The sequence below is a fragment of the Tateyamaria sp. genome (assembly GCF_059783535.1).
The window spans coordinates 1-19711 of the sequence record NZ_JBYNDP010000030.1 but is presented as its reverse complement, the minus strand read 5'-3'; the positions used below and the strand labels follow the sequence as shown (position 1 = coordinate 19711).

Below are 19711 nucleotides of genomic sequence, written 5' to 3'. Positions count from 1 at the left end.
ATGAAGTAGCCAGTGGCTTTTCGCAAATCACGTGCTTGCCTGCCTCGAGCGCGGCAATTGCAACGGGCGCATGCAGATGTGGCGGCAGGCAGATGTCGATGACATCCACATCCGCAAACAGCGCATCTTCGATTGAAGAGAGAGGGGTTATACGATCACCGCAGAGCGCTGCACTGCGTTCGGCGTCCTGATCCACCAGATGCGTCACGACGAACTCATCCAGTTGATCATAGGCCGCAAGATGCTGCGCACCGATCCCACCGCCTAGAACGGCCACTCGGATCATGCGACCCGCCCTTCGGCAATAGCCTGTGCCTGCAAAGCAAGCTCCATCACCTTGAAGCAATGCGCTTGCGTCATCGCAGTTTCGGTTCGGTGAGCGATGTCATGGGCAAGGCGCTCGAAGTAGGGCAGTCCAGCGTCACGCGCGTCTATGGTTTCGCACCGATCACCGTTGACCAGGACAAGGTGATCCGTCCCTTCGCGCCCGTTTACGTCCACATATTTGCGCAGCTCAATGTACCCTTCGGTACCCAGCAGTGTCAGCCGCCCGTCACCCCAATTGGGCAACGCGTCCGGCGTGTACCAATCCACGCGGATATAGCCGGATGCGTGATCCGAGCGCAGCGCGACTTCTCCAAAGTCCTGCAAACCGGGATCATCCGGATTTGCATGATTGGCGACGTGCGCCATCGTCACCTGCGCCTGATGCGAGCCTGTAAAGTGTAGAAACTGGTCAATCTGGTGCGACGCAATATCGGTCAGAACGCCACCGTATCGTTCCCGCTGAAAGAACCAGCCAGGACGCGTCGGGCGGTTCAGGCGGTGCGGTCCTAGGCCAGTCGTGTGCACCACACGCCCGATAGCCCCGTCCTGGACCAACTGATCGGCGAGCGTCACGCAGGGTACTTCGAACCGTTCAGAGAAATTGATGGACCAGATGCTGCCAGTTTCGCCAACACATTTCTTGATCGCCTTTAGCTGTTCCATCGATGTACAGCCCGGTTTGTCGGTCATGACATCGTGTCCGGCCTGCATCGCCTGAATCGCGACTTCGGCCCGGTCACCGGGGATGTTCGACACCAACGCGAGGTCAGCCCCGGCAGCCAGTGCCGCTTCCAATGTGTCGAACCGATTCAAATCGGGGAACCGCTTTGCATATCCAGCCAAAGGCTGCGGATCGCCTTCGGTCCAGAAGCCAAGGCACCGGGCACCGATGGCCCGCATGTTTTCTGTCATGCCGTAGATATGTCTGTGGTCCAGCCCGAGGGCGACGAAGGTGAGTGTCATTGTGTCACTTCAATCATGGTGGATGTGCGAGCCGCGCGTTCCATCGCGTCGATCACGGCGTGGACGTGCAGGGCTTCGGCGGGTGGTGCAAGAGGTGCCCGTTTGTCGGCGATGGCCGCGATGAAATCCTCAATCAGCGCCTGATGCCATGCGTGGGTGAAGGCCATCGGATCAGCGCCCCCGCCTGTATCGGCGCCGCCATCCGGGACAATCGTTTCCGTCTGGCCTGACAGCCAATCGATGCGTAGACTGTCACCTTCCAGATGCGCGTGGGCTTTTGTGGTCGTCAGCGTGATGCTTTCGGCTCCACCGGGATAGGCGGTCGTGGTGGCATTCAGTGTACCAGAGGCGCCCGAGCGGAATGTGAGCAATGCAGCGGCAATGTCCTCGGCTTCCATTCTGTGAAGCGGGCTGGTACGCATCATGGCCTGTAGCTTTGCGACGGGCCCTGCCAACCAAAGCGCAAGATCAAGCGTGTGTATCGCCTGGTTGATCATCACGCCGCCGCCATCCCGCGCATAGGTGCCGCGCCCCGGCGCATCATAATAGGATTGATCGCGCCACCACGGGACACGCATGTCTACGTGAACAATATCGCCAAGCTCACCCGCATCAATGCGCTGCTTGAGCATCTGTGCGGCCTCCCGAGTACGGTGTTGAAAATAGAAGCCCAAGGGCACATCCGTTTGCGCATAACAATCTATCACTGCGCCGGCTGCGGCCAGCGTGCGCTCAACTGGCTTTTCCATGAGCGTGGGAATACCAGCCTGGGCCAGAGCAACTGCATATTCCTGCCGAGTATCGGGGGGAGTGATGATAATGGCCACGTCTGGTTTTGCCGCCAAGGCCATTTGCGCATCGGTGTACGGTGCAACCTCGTATCCCAGAAGCTTTGATGCCTCGGTGCAGAAAGCCGCGGTGCGCGCTTCATCCCGCCCCAGAACGCCCATCAATTGCGCACCCGCGTGGTTGTCGCGCAAGGCCAGAACATGGGTCTGCGCGACCATACCGGCCCCGATCATCAAGACGTTCATTGCTGTCCTCCCAAACCGTAGAGTGGCGGCATTTTGCACATGCGCCAAGGGGCATTCGTGCTAGTCTGCGGAAAAAGGAAAGGGGCAGGCATGGCGCTCGAACTGACAGGCAAGGCGGCGGGGATTTACGACGGGATTCGACAGGCCCCCATCGTATCACCACATGGTCATTGTGACCCGGCGTGGTTTGCCGAAGACAAGCCTTTTGCTGATCCGGCCGAGTTGCTGGTTATTCCCGATCACTATGTATTTCGGATGCTCTATTCGCAGGGTGTACCACTTGAAAGGCTCGGGGTTGGTGTGCCGGTTGAGGAACGCGATCCGCGAGAGATCTTTCGGCTTTTTGCGGCGCACTGGCATTTGTTTCTGGGCACGCCAAGCCAGCTTTGGATCGAATATGAGCTGCATGAAACACTTGGCTGTGATCTGTCGTTGAATGTCCAGACTGCGGATGCGGTCTATGACCATATTGATGCATGGTTGGCGGACACGGCCAATCGCCCCCGCGCACTGTTCGACCGCTTCGGAATCGAGGTTCTGGCGACCACGGATGCAGCACTCGACCCGCTAACCCATCATCGGACCATTAAGGACAGCGATTGGGACGGGCGCGTGGTCCCGACATTCCGGCCAGATACGCTGTTGAACCCGAGGGCGCCTGGTTGGGCATCAGGCCTGATGTCACTGGGCGCAATAACCAAGCAGGACACGTCGACCTACCATGGCTACCTGATCGCGCTGCGCGTACAGCGTGCTACATTTAAGGCGATGGGCGCCACGGCGACAGATCACGCGATTGAAATGCCTCAAACCCTCTGGCTGGAAAACCCCGCCGATACTTATTCGGCGCTTGTTTCCGGGGACATGTCACAGGCCGACGCGTTTCACGGTCACATGTTGATTGAGATGGCGCAGATGTCGCTGGATGACGGGCTGGTCATGCAGTTGCATGCTGGCAGTCGGCGCAACACGAACCATGCGCTGTTCGAACAGTTCGGGCCGGATAAAGGCGCTGACATCCCCATTGCCGTGGACTGGGTTCGCGGTCTCGAACCCCTGCTCAATCGTGTTGGCAATGACCCGAGGCTGACCCTGATCCTGTTCACGTTGGATGAAACGACCTACGCCCGTGAACTGGCACCCATGGCCGGGCATTGGCCTTGCCTGCGCATTGGCCCGCCCTGGTGGTTCCATGACAGCTCTGCGGGCATCGCCCGTTATCTGGATCACGTGGTGGAGACAGCAGGTTACTACAACCTTGCCGGTTTCAATGATGACACCCGAGCTTTCTTATCCATCCCTGCGCGGCATGATCTTTGGCGACGGGCCGTTTCGCTACATTTGGCGGCGCAGATCGAGCGGGGGTATTTCGATGCCACGACAGCCGGTGATCTGGCGCGTCTCCTTGCCACCGATCTGGCCCGCAGCACGTATAGGCTTGGCTGACTGATGCTGCATATTCTTCACCTTGGTGTCGGTAATTTCTTCCGCGCACACGCGGCCGCCTACACACAAGACACACCGGGTTGGCAGATCACTGGCGTCAGCTTTCGCTCACCTGCCATCCGCGACGGATTAGCGGCACAGAATTACGAGTACAGCCTCGTGGCAAAGGATGCAGACGGCACGGTGATCAAGCCGATCACGTGCATGTCTGACATGCTGGTCGCTTCAGAAGACCCGGTTGCAGTGATCGACGCCGTCGCCTCTGACCGGTTTTCAGTCATCACTCTGACGGTGACGGAAAAAGCGTATGGTCTGGGGCCGGACGGGCAGCTTGATCAGGCGTCAACCGAAGTTCAGGCAGACTTGCAAGGCAAGGGCACAACAGTGGTCGGCACGCTGGCCCGGGGTTTGGCGCAGCGAAAATCACCCGTCACCGTCCTGTGTTGTGACAACCTGTCTGACAACGGATCGAAGCTGGAGCACGCTGTTCGCGATTTCGCCGCTGCGGCCAAGTTGAATTTGGCCAACAAAATCACATTCCCATCTTGCATGGTAGATCGCATCACTCCAGCCACAACGGACACGATCCGAACAGAGGCTGGCGACCAGATGGCTGTCCCGACTGAGAGCTTCACTGAGTGGGTCATCGAAGATCGCTTCGCCGCCGCGAAACCGGACTGGCCGGGTGTACAATGGGTCGACGACGTGGCCCCGCACGAGATGCGCAAACTGCGGATGTTGAACGGGGCGCATTCATTCCTTGCCTATTCAGGTGCGCTCCGGGGTTACACCTATGTGCACGAGGCGATTGCAGATCCCGAGTTGCGGCGTACAACCCAAGCCCTGATGCGCGAGGCGGCAGAAACGCTGCCGGACAGCGTCCAAGGGCAAGCAGACGCATATGCGGACGCCTTGATCAAACGGTTCGAGAACCCCAACCTGCACCACCGGCTTCGGCAGATCGCAATGGATGGAAGCCAGAAACTACCCATTCGGATTTTGGCGACATTGGAAGACCGGGGCACATCGCCCAGCCCATCGCTGAAAGCTGCCCTCGACGCCTGGATCGCCTTTGTTCAGGCTGAGGTGACGGCCGGTCGAACGCTGGAAGACCCGAAGGCAGACGAGTTGATTGCGGCGTGCCGGTCTGCCGACCCTGATACTGCCTTGCGGGCTCTGGTTGGGGCTTAGCGCGGCAGGATCGCACCACGGTGTGCGATGACACGTGATGCCAGATCGTGACCCGCGCGCAGGGCAACATCTTGCGGTTCTCCGGTCAGCGCTGCCGCCAGATAGGCACCGTTGAAGCTGTCGCCCGCCGCTGTTGTGTCTACAACCTTCGGCGCCGCGGGGTAGGTGCCAGAGGTGCCGGTCTCAAGGCAAAGCGGGCCAACCTCACCGCGCTTCAATGCGCCCGAGCGGCCCAACGCAAGAAACCGGGCCATGACCACTTCGGCGGTTTCGCCGGTCAGCTCCATCTCGTCGTCAATGGACGGCAGCGCAATCTCGCAAAGCGCCCACATCGCCGCGATCACCTCGCGCGCCGTATCCTGATCTTCCCACAGCCGTGGTCGGTAGTTGCTGTCAAAAACGAGGCGTCCGCCCCGCTGCCGAAACCCGTGCAACCAATCGATCAAAGCCGCACGCGTGGTCGCAGGCATGATCGCGAGCGTGATGGCGGATGTGTAGATCACATCATAGGGTGCCAGGACGGAAAAATCCGGGCCCTCAGGAGTTGTGAAAACCTGACGTGCTGCTGAGGTATCGCGCCAGTAGGTAAAGCTGCGTTCGCCCTTGGCATCAGTTGTGATGGCGTAGAGGCCGGGCGTTCCGTCGGGATCACGTTCAACGGCGTGGGTGCCGATATCTTCGGCTTCCATTGCTGCGACGATCCGGTCAGAAAAAGCGTCTGTGCCAAGGCGGGTCACATAGTCGACCTGCAGTTCCGGTGCCTGGCGTTTGAGATAGATTGCCGTGTTCAACGTATCGCCCGCCACGCGCACCGCAGCCTCTGCATCGTCCATCGACAGCTCGATCATCGCCTCGCCTATGGCCGCTATTTTCATGCCTTTTCCTTTCGTGCCGTGCGCTGCCAAATGATCAAGCCGGAGGTGACAATGATCGCCGCGCCAACCAGCGTCCACCCGTCCGGCACATCGCCGAAGACAAGGTAACTTGCAAGCGCCAGATACAGCAGAAAGCTGTAGGTATAGGGCATCAACGTATTAGCTGGGGCATAGGCGTGTGCGCGAGAGAAAATCTCGTGCCCCGCCCATCCCCAGACGCCAAGCCCGATCATCAGTGCCCATTGCAGCCATGTGTCGGGCGCTGTCCACACCATCCAAGCCAAGGGGGCCAACGCCACCGCGCCAAATGCGCCCATCCAGAACTGCATCGTTTCTGCCGCGACCACGCCGGAAATCTTGCGCGTAATGATTGAATAGAGTGCCAATGAAAAAGCGTTGTAGACGTTTAGAAATGCAATCGCATGAAAGCTGGCGTCAAAGGGGCGGATCACAACCAAGACGCCCGTAAATCCAAGAATAATCGCAAACCATCGCCAAGGGCCAACCCGCTCACCCAGCAAGGGCCAGCTCAGGAAGCATACGATGATCGGGGCCGAAAACATGATCGACCCAACCACTGTTAGCGGCAGGTAATTCAGCGTGATAAAGTTGAACAGCGTGGCCGACGCCAAAAGGAAACCTCGCAGCAGCACCAGCCCCATATGCTCCGACTGGAAATTCGACCACCGCACGCCTTTGCGCAACAATAGCGCGGTCGAGATCAGGAAATGCGGGAAGTACCGCATGAAAGCGAGTTGGAAAGCAGGCAGCCCCGCCAACAGCAGCCACTTCACCGACGTGTCGATGAGCGTAAAGAATGCGTAAGCCCCCAGCGTCATTGCGATGCCGAGAGCTGCGCGATCCTCGGTTGGATGGGCGGCGATCGCCACTCTTAGCCTTTGAACTTTTCAGCAAAGAAATCGACCTGCAGCGGCACCATCTCTTCCCCGCGCCCCGCTTCGATGGACCCGCGCAAACTTTCGAGCGTGCTGCCAGACATCATCGACTGCACGCCTGCGTCACTGCACATTTGCGCGTAATATCCGACGTCCTTCGCCGCGTTCTTGATGGAAAAGGCAAGCTGCTGATCGTCGCCCTTGAGCGCATAGGCGGTAACAAAGTCCATCATCCCCGATTTCAGCGGCCCAGCCGACATCACGTCATAGAGCCCCTGCCGGTCGACCCCCATGACATCGGCAATCGCATAACTCTCTGCCATCGCATTGGCACAGGCCTGCGCATAGAAGTTGTTGATCAGCTTGATCGTATGCCCGGTGCCAAGGGCGCCAAGGTGAAAGACATTCTCGCCCAGATCATCCAGCACCGGTTTCACCTGATCAAAGGCCGCCTTGTCGCCAGACCCCATGAGGTTCAACAGCCCATCCTTGGCGTGCATCGGCGTGCGCCCGATGGGGCAGTCCAGCATCGTGCCGCCCGCAGCCTTGACCTCTGTCCCCAGCGCCTTGGTCGATGCAGGCAGCGACGTGCCGAAATCAATCACCACCGCACCCGGCTTCAGCCCGGCAATAACACCGTCATCGCCCCGCATCCGTGCCTCGACATTGTCGGACGTGTCCATGCACAGCATCACGATGTCGGATGCTTCGGCCACGGCCTTCGCTGTCGTCACCTCCACAGCCCCACGCTCCACTGCCCGATCCACATAGGTCCGGGTCCGGTTCGCGATCACCACCAGGTCGTAGCCCTGATCCTGTAACCGCCCCACCATGGCACCACCCATCAGGCCCAGGCCGATAAATCCAATTGTTGGTTTGCTCATATCAACTCTCCTTCGCAGGAATGGTTTGGAAGGCGCGCGTTTTGAGCCCCTTCTGAATCTCATAGATGGAAATCGGCACATCCGGCTGTGGCTGCGGAATGCGGATTGGGATGTCTTTCAGACGCGGCGTCAGCGTCGGCTCACCGCACAACATTCGCGTGTTGTAATCCTCAATCCCATCCCACTTGGTCATGCTGCCCATGATGGGATAAGCGTCCGCCGCCATCATCTCATAGAAAAGAATACGCCGCGCGCGATGGCTGGTGTTCAAGGCCGACCCATGCACGATCCGCCCATGGTGAATGCTGATCGATCCAGCCGGACCGGTCAAAGGCACGGCATCCGCCATATCCAGCCCATTCTCCTCCGGCAGCATCGCCCCGGCAAAGACGCCATCTACATGGTGATCATAGACCGGCCCCTTGTGCGAACCCGGGAACACCATCAGTGGCCCGTTCTCCTCGGCCATGTCGTCGATGCAAATGCCAATCGCGAGGATGTCGTCATTGGTATGCGGGTAAAACGCATAGTCCTGATGCCACTCGACCGCCGCACCATAGCCCGCTGATTTCATGTTCAGCTTGGTGGTGTGCAGCCGCAGGTTCGGCCCGACCAGATCACGGGCGGGTGCCAGAACAAGGTCAGAATACATCAACTCATTAAAAACATCCGAGATCGTATGGGGCAACTTGATCCGGCGCAGGCGCGGGTCATCTGCGGTGTGGCTGTCTTCCAGATCCAAACGGTCGTTGCTCTCGGTCATCGTGGCTGCTTCGACCTCGAACCGCGCAATCTCATCCCGGATCTTGGTCAGCCAGTCTTCCGGTATCCGGTTCTCGACCAGCAGATACCCATGCTCTTCATAGTGCTTCTTCTGTTCGGCGGTCAGACATTCCATCACATCACTGCTCCGATTTGCCACGGTACGAACTCATAATCGCCCAGCCCCTGCGCCTCGGACTTCGACATCTCGCCGGAGGCGACGCGCAGGAACAGCTCGTAAATCTCCCTGCCCTTGTCCTCGAGCGAAACGCCATCGCTCAGCATGGCACCTGCGTTCACATCCATATCCTCGATCATACGGCCATACATCTCCGTATTGGTTGCAACCTTGATCGTCGGCGCGGGCTTCGACCCAAAGGCGGACCCGCGCCCGGTGGTAAAGCACACAAGGTTGCAGCCACCAGCGATCTGCCCCGTCACACTCGCCGGGTCATAGCCGGGTGAATCCATGAAGGTGAAGCCACGTGACCGCACGATGTCGGCGTATTTGTAGACACCAGTCAGGGGCGTAGTCCCGCCCTTGGCCGCAGCGCCCAACGACTTCTCCAGAATCGTGGTCAAACCACCGGCCTTGTTACCGGGACTTGGGTTGTTGTCCATCGATCCCTTGTTGCGGGCGGTATAATCCTCCCACCAGCGGATCAGATCAATCAAACGCTCACCGGTCGCCTGCTCCATCGCCCGGGCGGTCAGCAAATGCTCCGCCCCATAGATCTCCGGCGTTTCCGCCAGCACCCCCGTGCCCCCCTGCGCCACCAGCAAGTCGGTCGCGTAACCCAACGCCGGGTTCGCCGTGATACCAGACCACGCATCCGATCCACCGCATTGCAGGGCCACCTTCAATTCCGACGCCGGACAAGGCTCCCGCCTAGCCTGATTGGCCAGCGGCAGCATCGCCGCAACCTTCTCGATCCCCTTCTCGACCGTGCGGCGCAGCCCGGCCACGGACTGGATATTCATCGTCTGAAACAGCGGCCCCTGCTTTAGCCCGTAAGCCTGCAGCAGCCAGTCAATTTGATTCATCTCGCAGCCCAGACCGACCATCAGCACCCCTGCATGGTTCGGATGCCGCGCGTAGCCCCACATTACCCGCTGCAAGGCTTCGAACCCATCCCCGCTATCCGCCATGCCGCAGCCGGTGCCGTGGACAAAGGCCACAACACCATCGACATTCGGATAGTCCGCCAATAGCTCAGGCGTGAAGTGGGCTGCGATCATCCGGGCGGCAGTGGCGGAACAGTTCACCGATGTGACAATCGCGATGTAGTTCCGCGTGCCAACCTGACCGTTCTCGCGACGGTAGCCCATGAACGTATCACGGTCGGGCGCTGGGTCTGCTGGCCTTAGGTTCGTCGCGAATTCGTAGGCTACGTCAGTTCCACGAAACTCCACGTTGTGAGTGTGCACGTGATCACCCGCCGCAATGTCATCGGCCGCATAACCGATAACCTGCGCGTATTTCCGGATAGGCCCGCCACGTGAGATATCCCGCGCGGCGATCTTGTGTCCGGAAGGGATCAGCGCGCGCGTGACGACGCCCTCCACAGCAGCACCAACTTCTAGTGCGCGGGTGGCGGTAACCACGTCATCAACAGGATCAAGACGAATGAAATCCATGGCCTATGCGCAGACCGGGCTGTCTGCGTCCCAACGGTGAATAGGAATATGTGGCGTCGCAGCAAGACGATCACGAGCTGCGAACCATCCATCACGCCATACCCGCCAATCGCGAAGCTCAGTGTCGGGCACGGCACGGCTGCGGGCAACGAAACTCGGGAAATGGTCCCGGCCCGTGGGCTGGCCGGTTACATTGTACCTGAGGTCAAAGGACCAACGAAATGTGTCGGAAAGGTTGGGCAGGGAAGCATGCGGCACCAATGGGTGAAACAACACCACACCGCCTGCGTTCACAGGCAGCGGAATAGCCAAAGAAGTGTCCAGATGTGCAGGTGCGATGGCCGTCTGCACCTGCGGGCAATGGGGCAGCAACCCAGCCTTGATCCCCGGTACAACCTGCAAACATCCGTTCTCAACAGTCGCATCGGTGATCGCGACCCAAGCGGTCACCATATCAGTTGTATCGGCGTCTTCATGGCCCACGCCGCGATCCTGGTGCCAGTCCGTAGACGTGATATGCGCGCGCACTTCGTCGGCCGCCAACTGAGGGCTTGGCGGCTTGATGCGGACATGCTGGATCGGGTTTGACGTGATCTCGGGACCGAGAAGACATTCCACAAGGTCGAGGAGGCGGGACTGCACAACCAGATCAAAAATCGCAGGACCAAAGTGCATGGGGCAATGGGCGTCGATCTCACCGCCCGGTAGACTGATATCCATGGGTTGGAACCAATCGCAGCCAGCGGCATAGGAAGCGGTTAGTTTGTCCCAGTAATCCATGTCCGTGCCATCCGGCACCAGGCCCTCTGTCTGCCAACTTTCATAGAGTCCATCCAGCAGCACAGAGTATTCCGCGCGCACGGCATCCAGCACCTGCGCGGGGATAACATCGTCAACGACCAGAAAGCCTTGGGTCTGAAACTGCGTGACTTGGGCTTCGGTCAACATGGCATCACTCCTATAGCAGGATGGATACGATGGGCGGCCAGATCAGCAGCACCGAAAGCGCAATCAACTGGATGCCGATAAAAGGCAGGAACCCTTTGAAGATGTCGGTCAGTTTAATGTGCGGCGGTGCGACGGATTTTAGGTAGAAGGCCGCGGGGCCAAAAGGTGGTGACAGGAAAGATACCTGCATGTTCATACAGAATACCACACCAAACCAGATCGCCACATGGCGGGGATTCAGTTCACCAAACAGGCCAATCTCGTCAATGGGCAGTTTCAGAACGATGGGCAGGAACACCGGGATGATCAGCAACACGATCCCGACCCAATCCATGAACGCGCCCATAAACAGGAGGATCACCATCATCATCAGGATCACCAGCATGGTGGGCAGTTCGGACCCAACGATGAAGTCAGCCACATAGGTCGGACCACCAGCAATGGTGTAGGCACCGGCCAACGCCGTAGCACCGATTGTCACCCAGATGATTGTGCCTGTCGATTTGAGGGTCCGCATCAGGGATTCCCAGACAAGATCAAACGACGCTTCGCCCCGGAACACCGCGATGATGAACACCGCCATCGCACCCATGCCCGCCGCTTCGGTGATGCCAGTGATCCCGCCATAGATCGACCCCATGACAACACCGATCACAACGATGGGAGGGACCAGCCCTTTGCCCATCGACCAGCCCAAAGCCGTTCGGGCGCGTCCGAATACACCGAAGATCAGTGCCAGCGAGACGGCGAGTGCGACACCGAAATAGGTGATAAACGGCGCTGTACCAAAGCGCGCCTGCTCACCCGTCGCGGCCGCGTTTGAACCGGAAAACTCGAAGAACATGGCGCGCAGCATCAAGGCTGCCGAAAACCCTGCAACGACCACCGTCAAAAAGGCAAAGAACAGCATGGTCTTGTCCCGACCCTGCGGCTCACCTTCAACCGGGTCCGGAAGAGGCGCATCCTGAGGCCGCAACTGCGTGCGGATGATGATGTAGATGATGATGAATGACGCCAGCATGAAACCGGGGATGAAGGATGCCGTGAACAGCGCCTTGATCGATGTTTCTGTGATCAGTCCGTAGATGATCAGAACGATAGAGGGCGGGATCATGGTCCCAAGAGACCCGGATGCACAGATCACGCCGATTGCGAGGTTCTGATTGTATCCAAGCCGCAGCATCTGCGGCAGCGCGATCAGGCCCAGCAGCACAACCTCGCCCCCGATGATACCGGACATGGCGGCCATGATCACAGCCATGATGGATGTCACGATGGCGATGCCACCGCGCGTCCGGTTCAGCCAGACGTTCAGGGACGAATACATCTCTTTCGCGATGCCGGAGCGTTCCAGCAATGCCGCCATGAAGATGAAAAGCGGAATGGATATGAGGACATAGTCCGTTAAGAGCCCGTATATTCGTTGGGCCAGAATATTGAGCGGCCCCGCCCCGGGCCGTCCGGTTAGAATACCATCCCCAAAGGTCCAGGGTGCCAGCAGCAGTTCCGGCTCAAACTTCATGACGAGCACAGCCACAGCCAGAATGGCAGAGGCAAGGCCCAAGGGCATCCCAATGGCGAGGAGAAGGATCAGCCCCAACATCAGGACAAGCGAAATAGTACCGATATCCATGGGCTTAGTCCTTTGTCGACACGTGTTGGCCGGTCACGTCGAGGTCACCGACGCCTTCATTTCCGACCTGCGCCTTGATGCGCTCAATCTCTTCTTCATCGAGGTCTTCGCCCCCGTAATGCACTTCCTCAGCATTCCAGTCAGAGATCAGGTTGATGACAGCTTGAATGGCAACCATGCCGACAACGAACAGCACCATGGGCTTCATCGTAGCAGGGATAGGCGGGTCAAATGCCGTGCCGAAGGTTTCCCAGCGATAGAACTTGTCGAAAGCCTCGCCATAGCCTCCGTAAATCAGGAAGAACGCAAAAGTGACGATGAGCAAGGTCGAGATGGTGTCGAAAATCCGCTGCAACCAACGCGGGACCGCGTCGTACAACAAAACAATGCGAATGTGGCTGCGTTGCTGCATGGCATAAAGGCCAGCACACAGAAAAACGAAACCTGCAAGCCATAGGCTGAGTTCATTCGCCCAGAGCGTCGGCGCCTCGAATATGTAGCGCAGGATGACCTCGTAAAGCATCACGCTGGTCAAAAGCACGATCAACATCATGGTGACGCGCCCGATAAAGACGGCCAGCCGATCTGCAGCACGCCAGCTTTCAAATTCCATGCCCGCGCGCTGAACGGTGCGGACACCCAGATATCCGAAGGCGACGACACCGATTGCGGCCAGCCAGTCCACGATATCGGCAAAGCCACCGAACAGACCTCCCATATTGGGCGTCACGTCGTTGCGCTTGAACAAGGCGGACAGCTTGTCGAATTGGGATTCGTCGGTGGGGGGATAGAAATCGAGCGTGAATGCCGGCATGTGCCAGACCACCCAACCTGCGCAAAAAATGAATGCCAATGGCACAAGCCACTCTATCGGAGTGCCGGAGCGCACCTGCATTGCAAAGTCCCCCTATGGTATGAAAAAGCCCGCACGCATCTTGCCGTGATGTGCGGCGGGTGACTTGGGGCCCCGCGCGGCGGGACCCCAGAGAATCGCTTACTCGGAAACGAGACCCAGCTGCCCGAGATAGGTCATGTGAGCTTCGACAAGCGCCTTGGCTTCAGGCGTGTCTGCGAACTCGGGCCATGTGGCCTGAGCGGCAGCGCGGAACTTGGCCAGTTCTTCGGGCGCCCATTGCGACAAGGTCACCCCTTGCTCGCGCAGCTGTGCGGCCGCTTCGGCGTTCTTCTTCTCGAACGTCAAGGCAGTGCGCAGTGCCAGCGCTTCCATAGCCACTTTCATGATGCGCTGGTGCGCTTCAGGCATCGCGTCGAACACGGCCTTGTTGCACGCCAGGTGATCCGATGGCATCGAGTGGAAGCCAGGGAAGTTGGCATACTTCACGATGTCATACAGACCCAGGCCCACATTGTTGGCCAGACCCGAGGCGTCGGCCCCATCGATGATGCCGGTCTCAAGCGCGGTAAAGATCTCGGTGAAGTCCATGACGATGGGCGAGGCGCCCAGCTTTTCGAAGATCTTGGTTTCCATGCCGGGAGGCGAACGGAATTTCCAGTCCTTGAAGTCGGCAACCTTCTCAATCGGCTTGGACGAAGCAAACGATTCCTGACCGTAGACCCACCATCCGATCAGCTCCATGCCATACTTGTTGTACAGCGGCGCCGCGGCTTCCTTGCCGCCACCGAAATACAGCCAGCTCAGCTGCTGGTAGGGGGTCGAATAACCGCCCATGATGTCGCCCACGAACTGGAAGGCCGAGTTCTTACCGGTCTGGTAACCGCCACCGGTCATGTCGCAGTCGAGAATGCCGGTTGCGGCCGCGTCGAATGTTTCCACCGACTTGACGACGGACGAACTGTAGAACATCTCGACTTCGATTTCGCCGCCCGACATCGTTTGGATGTCTTCAATATACTGCGCAGCCAGCTTGCCCGAGACGGTCTCGGGGGCATAGTGCGTTTGGATCCGTAGCTTCGTTGTTTCTGCCGACGCCGTCAGCGCCGTGGTGGCTGCAAGAGCAGCAACAGCAGCGACCGAAGCCGCCCTCTTCAGAAATGTCATGTCATCCTCCCTGACATTTTATGTGTGCGCACTTGGCGGGTTCGAACGCCCACCTTTCTGTGTCGTAAGGGAAGGCTATGCGCAGTTGACCCCAGGGGACAACAAAAAAATGAAATTAGCCGCATTTTTGAGATTTTTATGGAATTTCGAGATTTCGTGATTTATCGAAGGAGATACTTCGCGAGTTCATACGACCCATGCCCTACGACACCGACATCTTCGACACGCTGCGCTATCGCCTTATGACAAACGCTTTTGAGCACGGTCAAAAGGTGCGGGCGGAACACTTGCGACAAGAGTTTGGCTGCTCCGCAAGCACGATTCGGGAGGTGTTGTTCAGACTGTCGACTCTCGGCTTGGTTGAGTTCCAGGAACAACGCGGCTTTCGCGTTCCGAAAAAGTCCCGTCAGGTGATTCACGAATTGACCCACCTCCGTGTTCTGCTTGAGGCCGAAGGAACAGTGATGTCGATCCGGCGCGGCGGCGTCGCGTGGGAGGCCCGGTTGACGGCGGCCCATCACCAACTCAGCCACCTTGAAATGCGACTGAGCACCGCAACCGATCGGTCGCCTTTTGTTGACTTGTGGTTTGGCGCCGAGGCACAGTTTCATGAAACTCTGATCTCGGCCTGTGGGTCGCAGACCCTGATTGACACGCATCACCGTGTGTACTGCCGATTCCGTCAGCAATTGATGGTCGAAGACCGCGATTTCAATTTTATCTCGAACAACATCCGACACCACCAGCACATACTGGATGCCGCGATGGCCGGGGACGAGGACCTGACCCGGCAGAAAATTCACGATCATCTGGCGCGGCATCTGATGGATGCGGACCAGATCGAACCGGCCTGACGTAAAGGCGATCCGCAGCGTGCACTCAGGTCGCGTTGACCTTAGCCCCTTCGCCGCCTAACACCCTATGCCACTCAAAACCCGATTCAGGCAGTAACAAACGATGCGCGATCAACACGCCCAGACGCCCAGCGAGGCGACCCATCTTGTCGTGGGAGATGGCATCACTGCCCTGGCCTTCATCGAGCAGTGCAAACTTGAAGCCGGTGACCACTTGGTCGTGCTGGGGCGCAACGCATCGCAGCTGGGCCGAGGTGCCGCATATGCAAAAGGCGCAGAAGGCACCCCGTGGCGATACGCCTACCTGCTCAACTCACCCGCAGATGACATAGATTCTGCCTTTGCCCGCTGGCTGTCCGACCGCTGGGACATGGTGGCCGAAACGATGAGTGGGCGCGCACCGAATTGGATGGCAGCAGCACAGCCGTTGATCGATGCCGGGGACGTCTATGGCGTAAACGCACCCCGCGAATTCTACGGTGACTTCATGGAGGAGCGGGCTGAAGAGAATTTGGCTGGCCACAAGGCTCGAGGCGTCCAGGTGACCGTGATCGACGACTGCGCACTCGCCCTGCAAAGCGGATTGGATGGCACGACCATCCAAACCGAAGTCGGGCGCCGGATCACCGCCCGCACCGTGGACATTGCGCCGGGTGGCCCGTCCACCTTGCGGATCGAAGGTGACGACGGAGCGTTTGCAGTTCCAAGCGTCTTTGGACACGAAGAGCAGATCGCCGAACATGTCAGACGCGGAGCCGAGATTTTCTGCATCGGCGGCAATGCGGCGATGCTTGATGTTCTACGCCTGTGCCAAAGCCTGATCCCCGAAGAACAGTTGCGCTTTGTTGCTTGTGCCCCAGATGGTGAAATCCCCGCGGCACTCGTGCCTCGTCTGCCTCGCAAGCTGACCCGCCCCAATCTATCATCCGGGCACGACACGGCAGAAAGCTTCCTGGCGGAAGTGCAGCGCGAGATTGCGTTGGCCCACAAGGTCGGAGACGAAATGCGCGAGATCCGGGCAGGCTTTCGCGCACATTTTCTGGCGACCCCGCTCACCAACTACATCAACGATGCAGATCAGGCCCGACGCGTCCCGGCGCAGCTGCGCTTCTGGTTGCGGGGCGGCACGCAGGACACGATCATAGACATGCACAGGCTGGTCGAAGAGGGCCGCGCGCGCATGATCAAGGGCGCAGTCAAAGCCATAGAACATGGAACAGACGGAGCCAAAGTGCGGATCATCAACGCCGATGGAGCGGAGACGGAGCACAACACTGGCTTTGTCATAAACTGCGCTGGTGCCGGGCCAACCTCTCACTACGATCCACTGACGGACAACATGTTGGCCCAAGGCCTGATCGGCACCTGTGCAGTCTCAAAGGGCCTGACCGTGGGTCCGCAATGTAAAACCGCAGCGCCCGGCGTACGTTACCTCTCCCCAGCCACGACAGTCATCGGAGACGAGGTCATGGCAATGCCGCTTTACGACGCCCACATGCTGCGTACCTATGCGGCACGGGCGGTTTAACGGCCACTCAACTCCTCGTCGATGTAGACATCGATAATCTCCCGGAACGTTTTCTCTGCCTCGAAACCAAGTTTGGTCGCCCGTTCCGGCGCGAAATTGCGCGGCCAACCCTCGACGATTTTTGCCACAGCTTCGTCCCGCTGTGGCTTGATCAATGCCACCACGTTGTTGCCAGCGACATCACGCAGTGCCTCGATCTGCTCGGCCACAGTGCAACTTAACCCCGGCAAGTTCAGCGCCCGCCGCCCTTCAAGCCGATCCGTCTCCAGAACAGCGGCATGGGCCAGGAACCCCGCCGCCGACCGCGGTGACGCATGCCAGTGGCGCACCGTATCGTCGACGGGCAAGATGGCTTCCAATCCGTTCAGCGGTTCGCGAATGATCCCCGAAAAGAAAGATGAAGCAGCCAGGTTCGCCTTGCCCGGTCGTACACAGATCGTGGGCAGGCGCAGAGACATGCCGTCGATGAAACCTTTGCGCGAAAAGTCCTGTATGAGCAGCTCGCACGCCGCCTTCTGCGCACCATAGCTGGTCTGGGGTGAGGTCAGGAACTCATCCCCGATCTTGTCAGGGTACGGCCCTCCAAAAACAGCAATTGATGACGTAAAGACTACTCTGGGCACATAGGCCCCACCGGTGGCCCGATGTTGTGCCCTAAGCGCCTCAAGGAAATGCCACATCGGCCACAGGTTTGTCTGCCATCCCAGGTCAAAGTTCGTTTCCGCCTCTCCCGACACGATAGAAGCGAGGAAGAAGATCACGTCGAACCGTTCAGCTGCGAGGGCTGCCCCCTCTGCCAAAACAGACAAGTTACCGACGCGCTTGTCGTCACCCACCGCGTCTTCAGCAAAGCCCAAATCATGCAGCGTCACGGTGAAGTCGCCAAAGCCGGGAAGCCCTTGGGTCTCGAGCCTCTTGGCCAACTTCTGACCAACCATGCCGCCGCCGCCAAGTATCAGGATGCGTTTCATGTGCGACCCTCCTGCCGGGCCTTCAGTTCAAGATACAGCCCGGAATGATCCCGATCCGCGCCGTCCATGTGTTCGACAAAATGAGCAAATCGATCTCGAACGTCCTTTACCATGGGCAGAGTCACACCGGCGACCGATGCCTCGACCAACACGTTGTCTAGATCCTTCAGCTGGAATTTCGACAAGCCCCCAGGCTCGAAGTTGCCAGTGGTCATACGTTCCCCATGCTGTTGCAAGATGGTGCTGTCAGCAAAGCCGCCCTTTAACGCGGCGCGCAACGCAGCGGGGTCCGCGCCGCCCTCTTCAGCCAGCAGCATCGCTTCGGCGACAGCGCCGATGGTCACAGCAACAATCGCCTGATTGCATAGCTTTGACAGTTGCCCCGATCCGGTGGGACCCACATGCACCGCCCGCCCCATCGCGTCAAAGATCGGGCGGGCACGATTGAAATCAGCGGCTTCGCCCCCAACCATGATGGCAAGAGACGCCGCCTCGGCACCCTTGGTGCCACCCGAAACAGGCGCATCCAGAAATCCGACACCCGCCTTTGACAGCAGTGCACGGGCCTCACGGGCCTCCGCCGGTTTGGTGGATGACATGTCGATCCACAACGCGCCGGTGGACAGGCTCGGCGACACCTCCGCAATGACAGACAACACCGTGGGACCATCGCTCATCATCGAAATGACGACGTCCGCCCCGGTCACGGCAGCATTCGTGCTGGCCGCGACTGCCGCACCCTCATCCGCAAGTGGTTCGGCCTTCGCCTGCGTTCGGTTCCACACGGTGATCGGCACACCAGCCCGCGCCAAGTTCCGTGCCATGGGAAAGCCCATCAACCCCGTGCCCAACAGGGCCACATTCTCGAACGCCATGACAATCCTCCGATTTTGCCGTGACGTCTGGTCAACACCCACAGCTTGTCCTACGCTAACACCAAAACGCAGACCTTCGGGCTGCGCAACACCTGATCGGATAAGGGGGGAGTGCATGGGCCGTCTCGACGGAAAGCGCGCACTTGTGACCGCAGCAGGCCAAGGCATTGGCCGCGCCAGCGCGTTGGCGATGGCAGAAGAGGGGGCGAAGGTCTTTGCCACCGATATCAACGCCGAAGCTTTGAGCAAACTTGACCACGCAAACATCGACGCCTTCGCACTCGATGCGCTTGATGCAGCCAGCATTCGCGACGGGGTTGCCAAGGCCCAACCCGACATCCTGTTCAACTGCGCGGGTTTCGTGCATCACGGCACAATCATGGACAGCACCGATGATGAATGGGATTTCGCCTTCGACCTGAACGTTCGGTCGATGTACCGCACCGTCCGCGCCACCCTGCCGGGGATGCTGGAGCGCGGTGGCGGCAGCATCATCAACATGTCATCAGCGCTCGGCTCCATCATTGGCGCGCCCAACCGCTTCATCTACGGAACGACAAAGGCCGCAGTGGTCGGCCTCACCAAATCCGTCGCCGTCGACTACATCACCCAAGGCATCCGCTGTAACTGCATCTGCCCCGGCACCGTCGAAAGCCCCAGCTGGCACGACCGCGTCAAAGCACTCGGCGAACAGCTTGGCAGCTATGACAAGGCCATGGAACAATTCGTTGCCCGCCAACCCATGGGACGCGTGGCCAAGGCTGAGGAAATCGCCGCTCTCGTCGTCTATCTTGCCAGCGACGAAAGCGCATTCACCACAGGACACACCCACATCATTGATGGAGGCTGGTCAGGACAATGACCAA

General features: G+C 59.0%; 19 protein-coding genes. 5 read left to right on the top strand and 14 right to left on the bottom strand.

All coding sequences use genetic code 11. The features are described 5' to 3' along the window. From AC6RA8_RS08285 to AC6RA8_RS08275, 3 genes are all read right to left on the bottom strand, one after another. On the bottom strand, positions 1-286 hold a 286-nt coding region (locus AC6RA8_RS08285), incomplete at its 3' end, for a Gfo/Idh/MocA family protein (RefSeq protein ID WP_500351936.1). Continuing rightward, positions 283-1290, bottom strand: coding sequence for a Gfo/Idh/MocA family protein (locus AC6RA8_RS08280; RefSeq protein ID WP_500351934.1), 1008 nt, complete (start codon positions 1288-1290; stop codon positions 283-285). The genes AC6RA8_RS08285 and AC6RA8_RS08280, both read right to left, overlap by 4 nt. Continuing rightward, on the bottom strand, positions 1287-2324 hold the full coding sequence (locus AC6RA8_RS08275) for a Gfo/Idh/MocA family protein (protein ID WP_500351932.1): 1038 nt from the start codon (positions 2322-2324) through the stop codon (positions 1287-1289). Before AC6RA8_RS08275 ends, AC6RA8_RS08280 begins: the two co-directional genes overlap by 4 nt. 90 nt (positions 2325-2414) lie before the next feature. Here AC6RA8_RS08275 and uxaC point away from each other — a divergent pair, with 90 nt between their 5' ends. Next, a complete protein-coding gene (uxaC, locus tag AC6RA8_RS08270; protein ID WP_500351931.1) occupies positions 2415-3770 on the top strand; it encodes a glucuronate isomerase in 1356 nt (451 codons plus the stop codon). A gap of 3 nt (positions 3771-3773) precedes the next feature. Beyond that, on the top strand, positions 3774-4961 hold the full coding sequence (locus AC6RA8_RS08265; protein WP_500351929.1) for a mannitol dehydrogenase family protein: 1188 nt from the start codon (positions 3774-3776) through the stop codon (positions 4959-4961). Here the strand turns inward: AC6RA8_RS08265 and AC6RA8_RS08260 are convergent. The 9 genes from AC6RA8_RS08260 to AC6RA8_RS08220 all read right to left on the bottom strand — a co-directional run bounded on the left by AC6RA8_RS08260 (position 4958) and on the right by AC6RA8_RS08220 (position 14617). Further along, a complete protein-coding gene (locus AC6RA8_RS08260; protein ID WP_500351928.1) occupies positions 4958-5836 on the bottom strand; it encodes a sugar kinase in 879 nt (292 codons plus the stop codon). The genes AC6RA8_RS08265 and AC6RA8_RS08260 overlap by 4 nt on opposite strands. Next, positions 5833-6726, bottom strand: a complete 894-nt coding sequence (locus AC6RA8_RS08255) for a DMT family transporter (RefSeq protein ID WP_500351927.1) — start codon at positions 6724-6726, stop codon at positions 5833-5835. The genes AC6RA8_RS08260 and AC6RA8_RS08255 overlap by 4 nt, the downstream gene beginning before the upstream one ends. A gap of 2 nt (positions 6727-6728) precedes the next feature. Beyond that, a complete protein-coding gene (locus AC6RA8_RS08250) occupies positions 6729-7616 on the bottom strand; it encodes an NAD(P)-dependent oxidoreductase (protein ID WP_500351925.1) in 888 nt (295 codons plus the stop codon). 1 nt (position 7617) lies between these two features. After that, positions 7618-8514 (bottom strand): phytanoyl-CoA dioxygenase family protein, encoded by an 897-nt coding sequence (locus AC6RA8_RS08245; protein ID WP_500351924.1) that lies wholly within the window; start codon positions 8512-8514, stop codon positions 7618-7620. Then, positions 8514-10016, bottom strand: a complete 1503-nt coding sequence (locus AC6RA8_RS08240) for a UxaA family hydrolase (protein ID WP_500351922.1) — start codon at positions 10014-10016, stop codon at positions 8514-8516. The genes AC6RA8_RS08245 and AC6RA8_RS08240 overlap by 1 nt, the downstream gene beginning before the upstream one ends. 3 nt (positions 10017-10019) lie before the next feature. Further along, entirely contained in the window at positions 10020-10964 is a 945-nt protein-coding gene (locus AC6RA8_RS08235) for a phytanoyl-CoA dioxygenase family protein (RefSeq protein ID WP_500351920.1), read from the bottom strand. A 10-nt stretch (positions 10965-10974) separates the two neighbouring features. Next, positions 10975-12597: a TRAP transporter large permease gene (locus AC6RA8_RS08230; protein WP_500351919.1), complete on the bottom strand. Its 1623-nt coding sequence runs from the start codon at positions 12595-12597 to the stop codon at positions 10975-10977. A gap of 4 nt (positions 12598-12601) precedes the next feature. Next, on the bottom strand, positions 12602-13411 hold the full coding sequence (locus AC6RA8_RS08225; RefSeq protein ID WP_500351917.1) for a TRAP transporter small permease subunit: 810 nt from the start codon (positions 13409-13411) through the stop codon (positions 12602-12604). A gap of 180 nt (positions 13412-13591) precedes the next feature. Further along, positions 13592-14617, bottom strand: a complete 1026-nt coding sequence (locus tag AC6RA8_RS08220) for a TRAP transporter substrate-binding protein (protein ID WP_500351916.1) — start codon at positions 14615-14617, stop codon at positions 13592-13594. Between the two features lie 197 nt (positions 14618-14814). On the opposite strand from AC6RA8_RS08220, the gene AC6RA8_RS08215 reads away from it, so the two are divergent. Then, positions 14815-15471 carry a GntR family transcriptional regulator gene (locus tag AC6RA8_RS08215; RefSeq protein WP_500351915.1) on the top strand — a complete coding sequence of 219 codons (657 nt, stop codon included), beginning with the start codon at positions 14815-14817 and terminating at the stop codon, positions 15469-15471. 103 nt (positions 15472-15574) lie between these two features. Further along, positions 15575-16999: an FAD/NAD(P)-binding protein gene (locus tag AC6RA8_RS08210; RefSeq protein ID WP_500351914.1), complete on the top strand. Its 1425-nt coding sequence runs from the start codon at positions 15575-15577 to the stop codon at positions 16997-16999. Here the strand turns inward: AC6RA8_RS08210 and denD are convergent. After that, positions 16996-17970: a D-erythronate dehydrogenase gene (gene denD / locus AC6RA8_RS08205; RefSeq protein WP_500351912.1), complete on the bottom strand. Its 975-nt coding sequence runs from the start codon at positions 17968-17970 to the stop codon at positions 16996-16998. The genes AC6RA8_RS08210 and denD overlap by 4 nt on opposite strands. Next, a complete protein-coding gene (locus AC6RA8_RS08200; protein WP_500351910.1) occupies positions 17967-18845 on the bottom strand; it encodes an NAD(P)-dependent oxidoreductase in 879 nt (292 codons plus the stop codon). The genes denD and AC6RA8_RS08200 overlap by 4 nt, the downstream gene beginning before the upstream one ends. A 115-nt stretch (positions 18846-18960) precedes the next feature. On the opposite strand from AC6RA8_RS08200, the gene AC6RA8_RS08195 reads away from it, so the two are divergent. After that, complete coding sequence (locus AC6RA8_RS08195) at positions 18961-19707, top strand: SDR family oxidoreductase (protein ID WP_500351908.1); 747 nt, start codon at positions 18961-18963, stop codon at positions 19705-19707. Positions 19708-19711 lie beyond the last annotated feature (4 nt).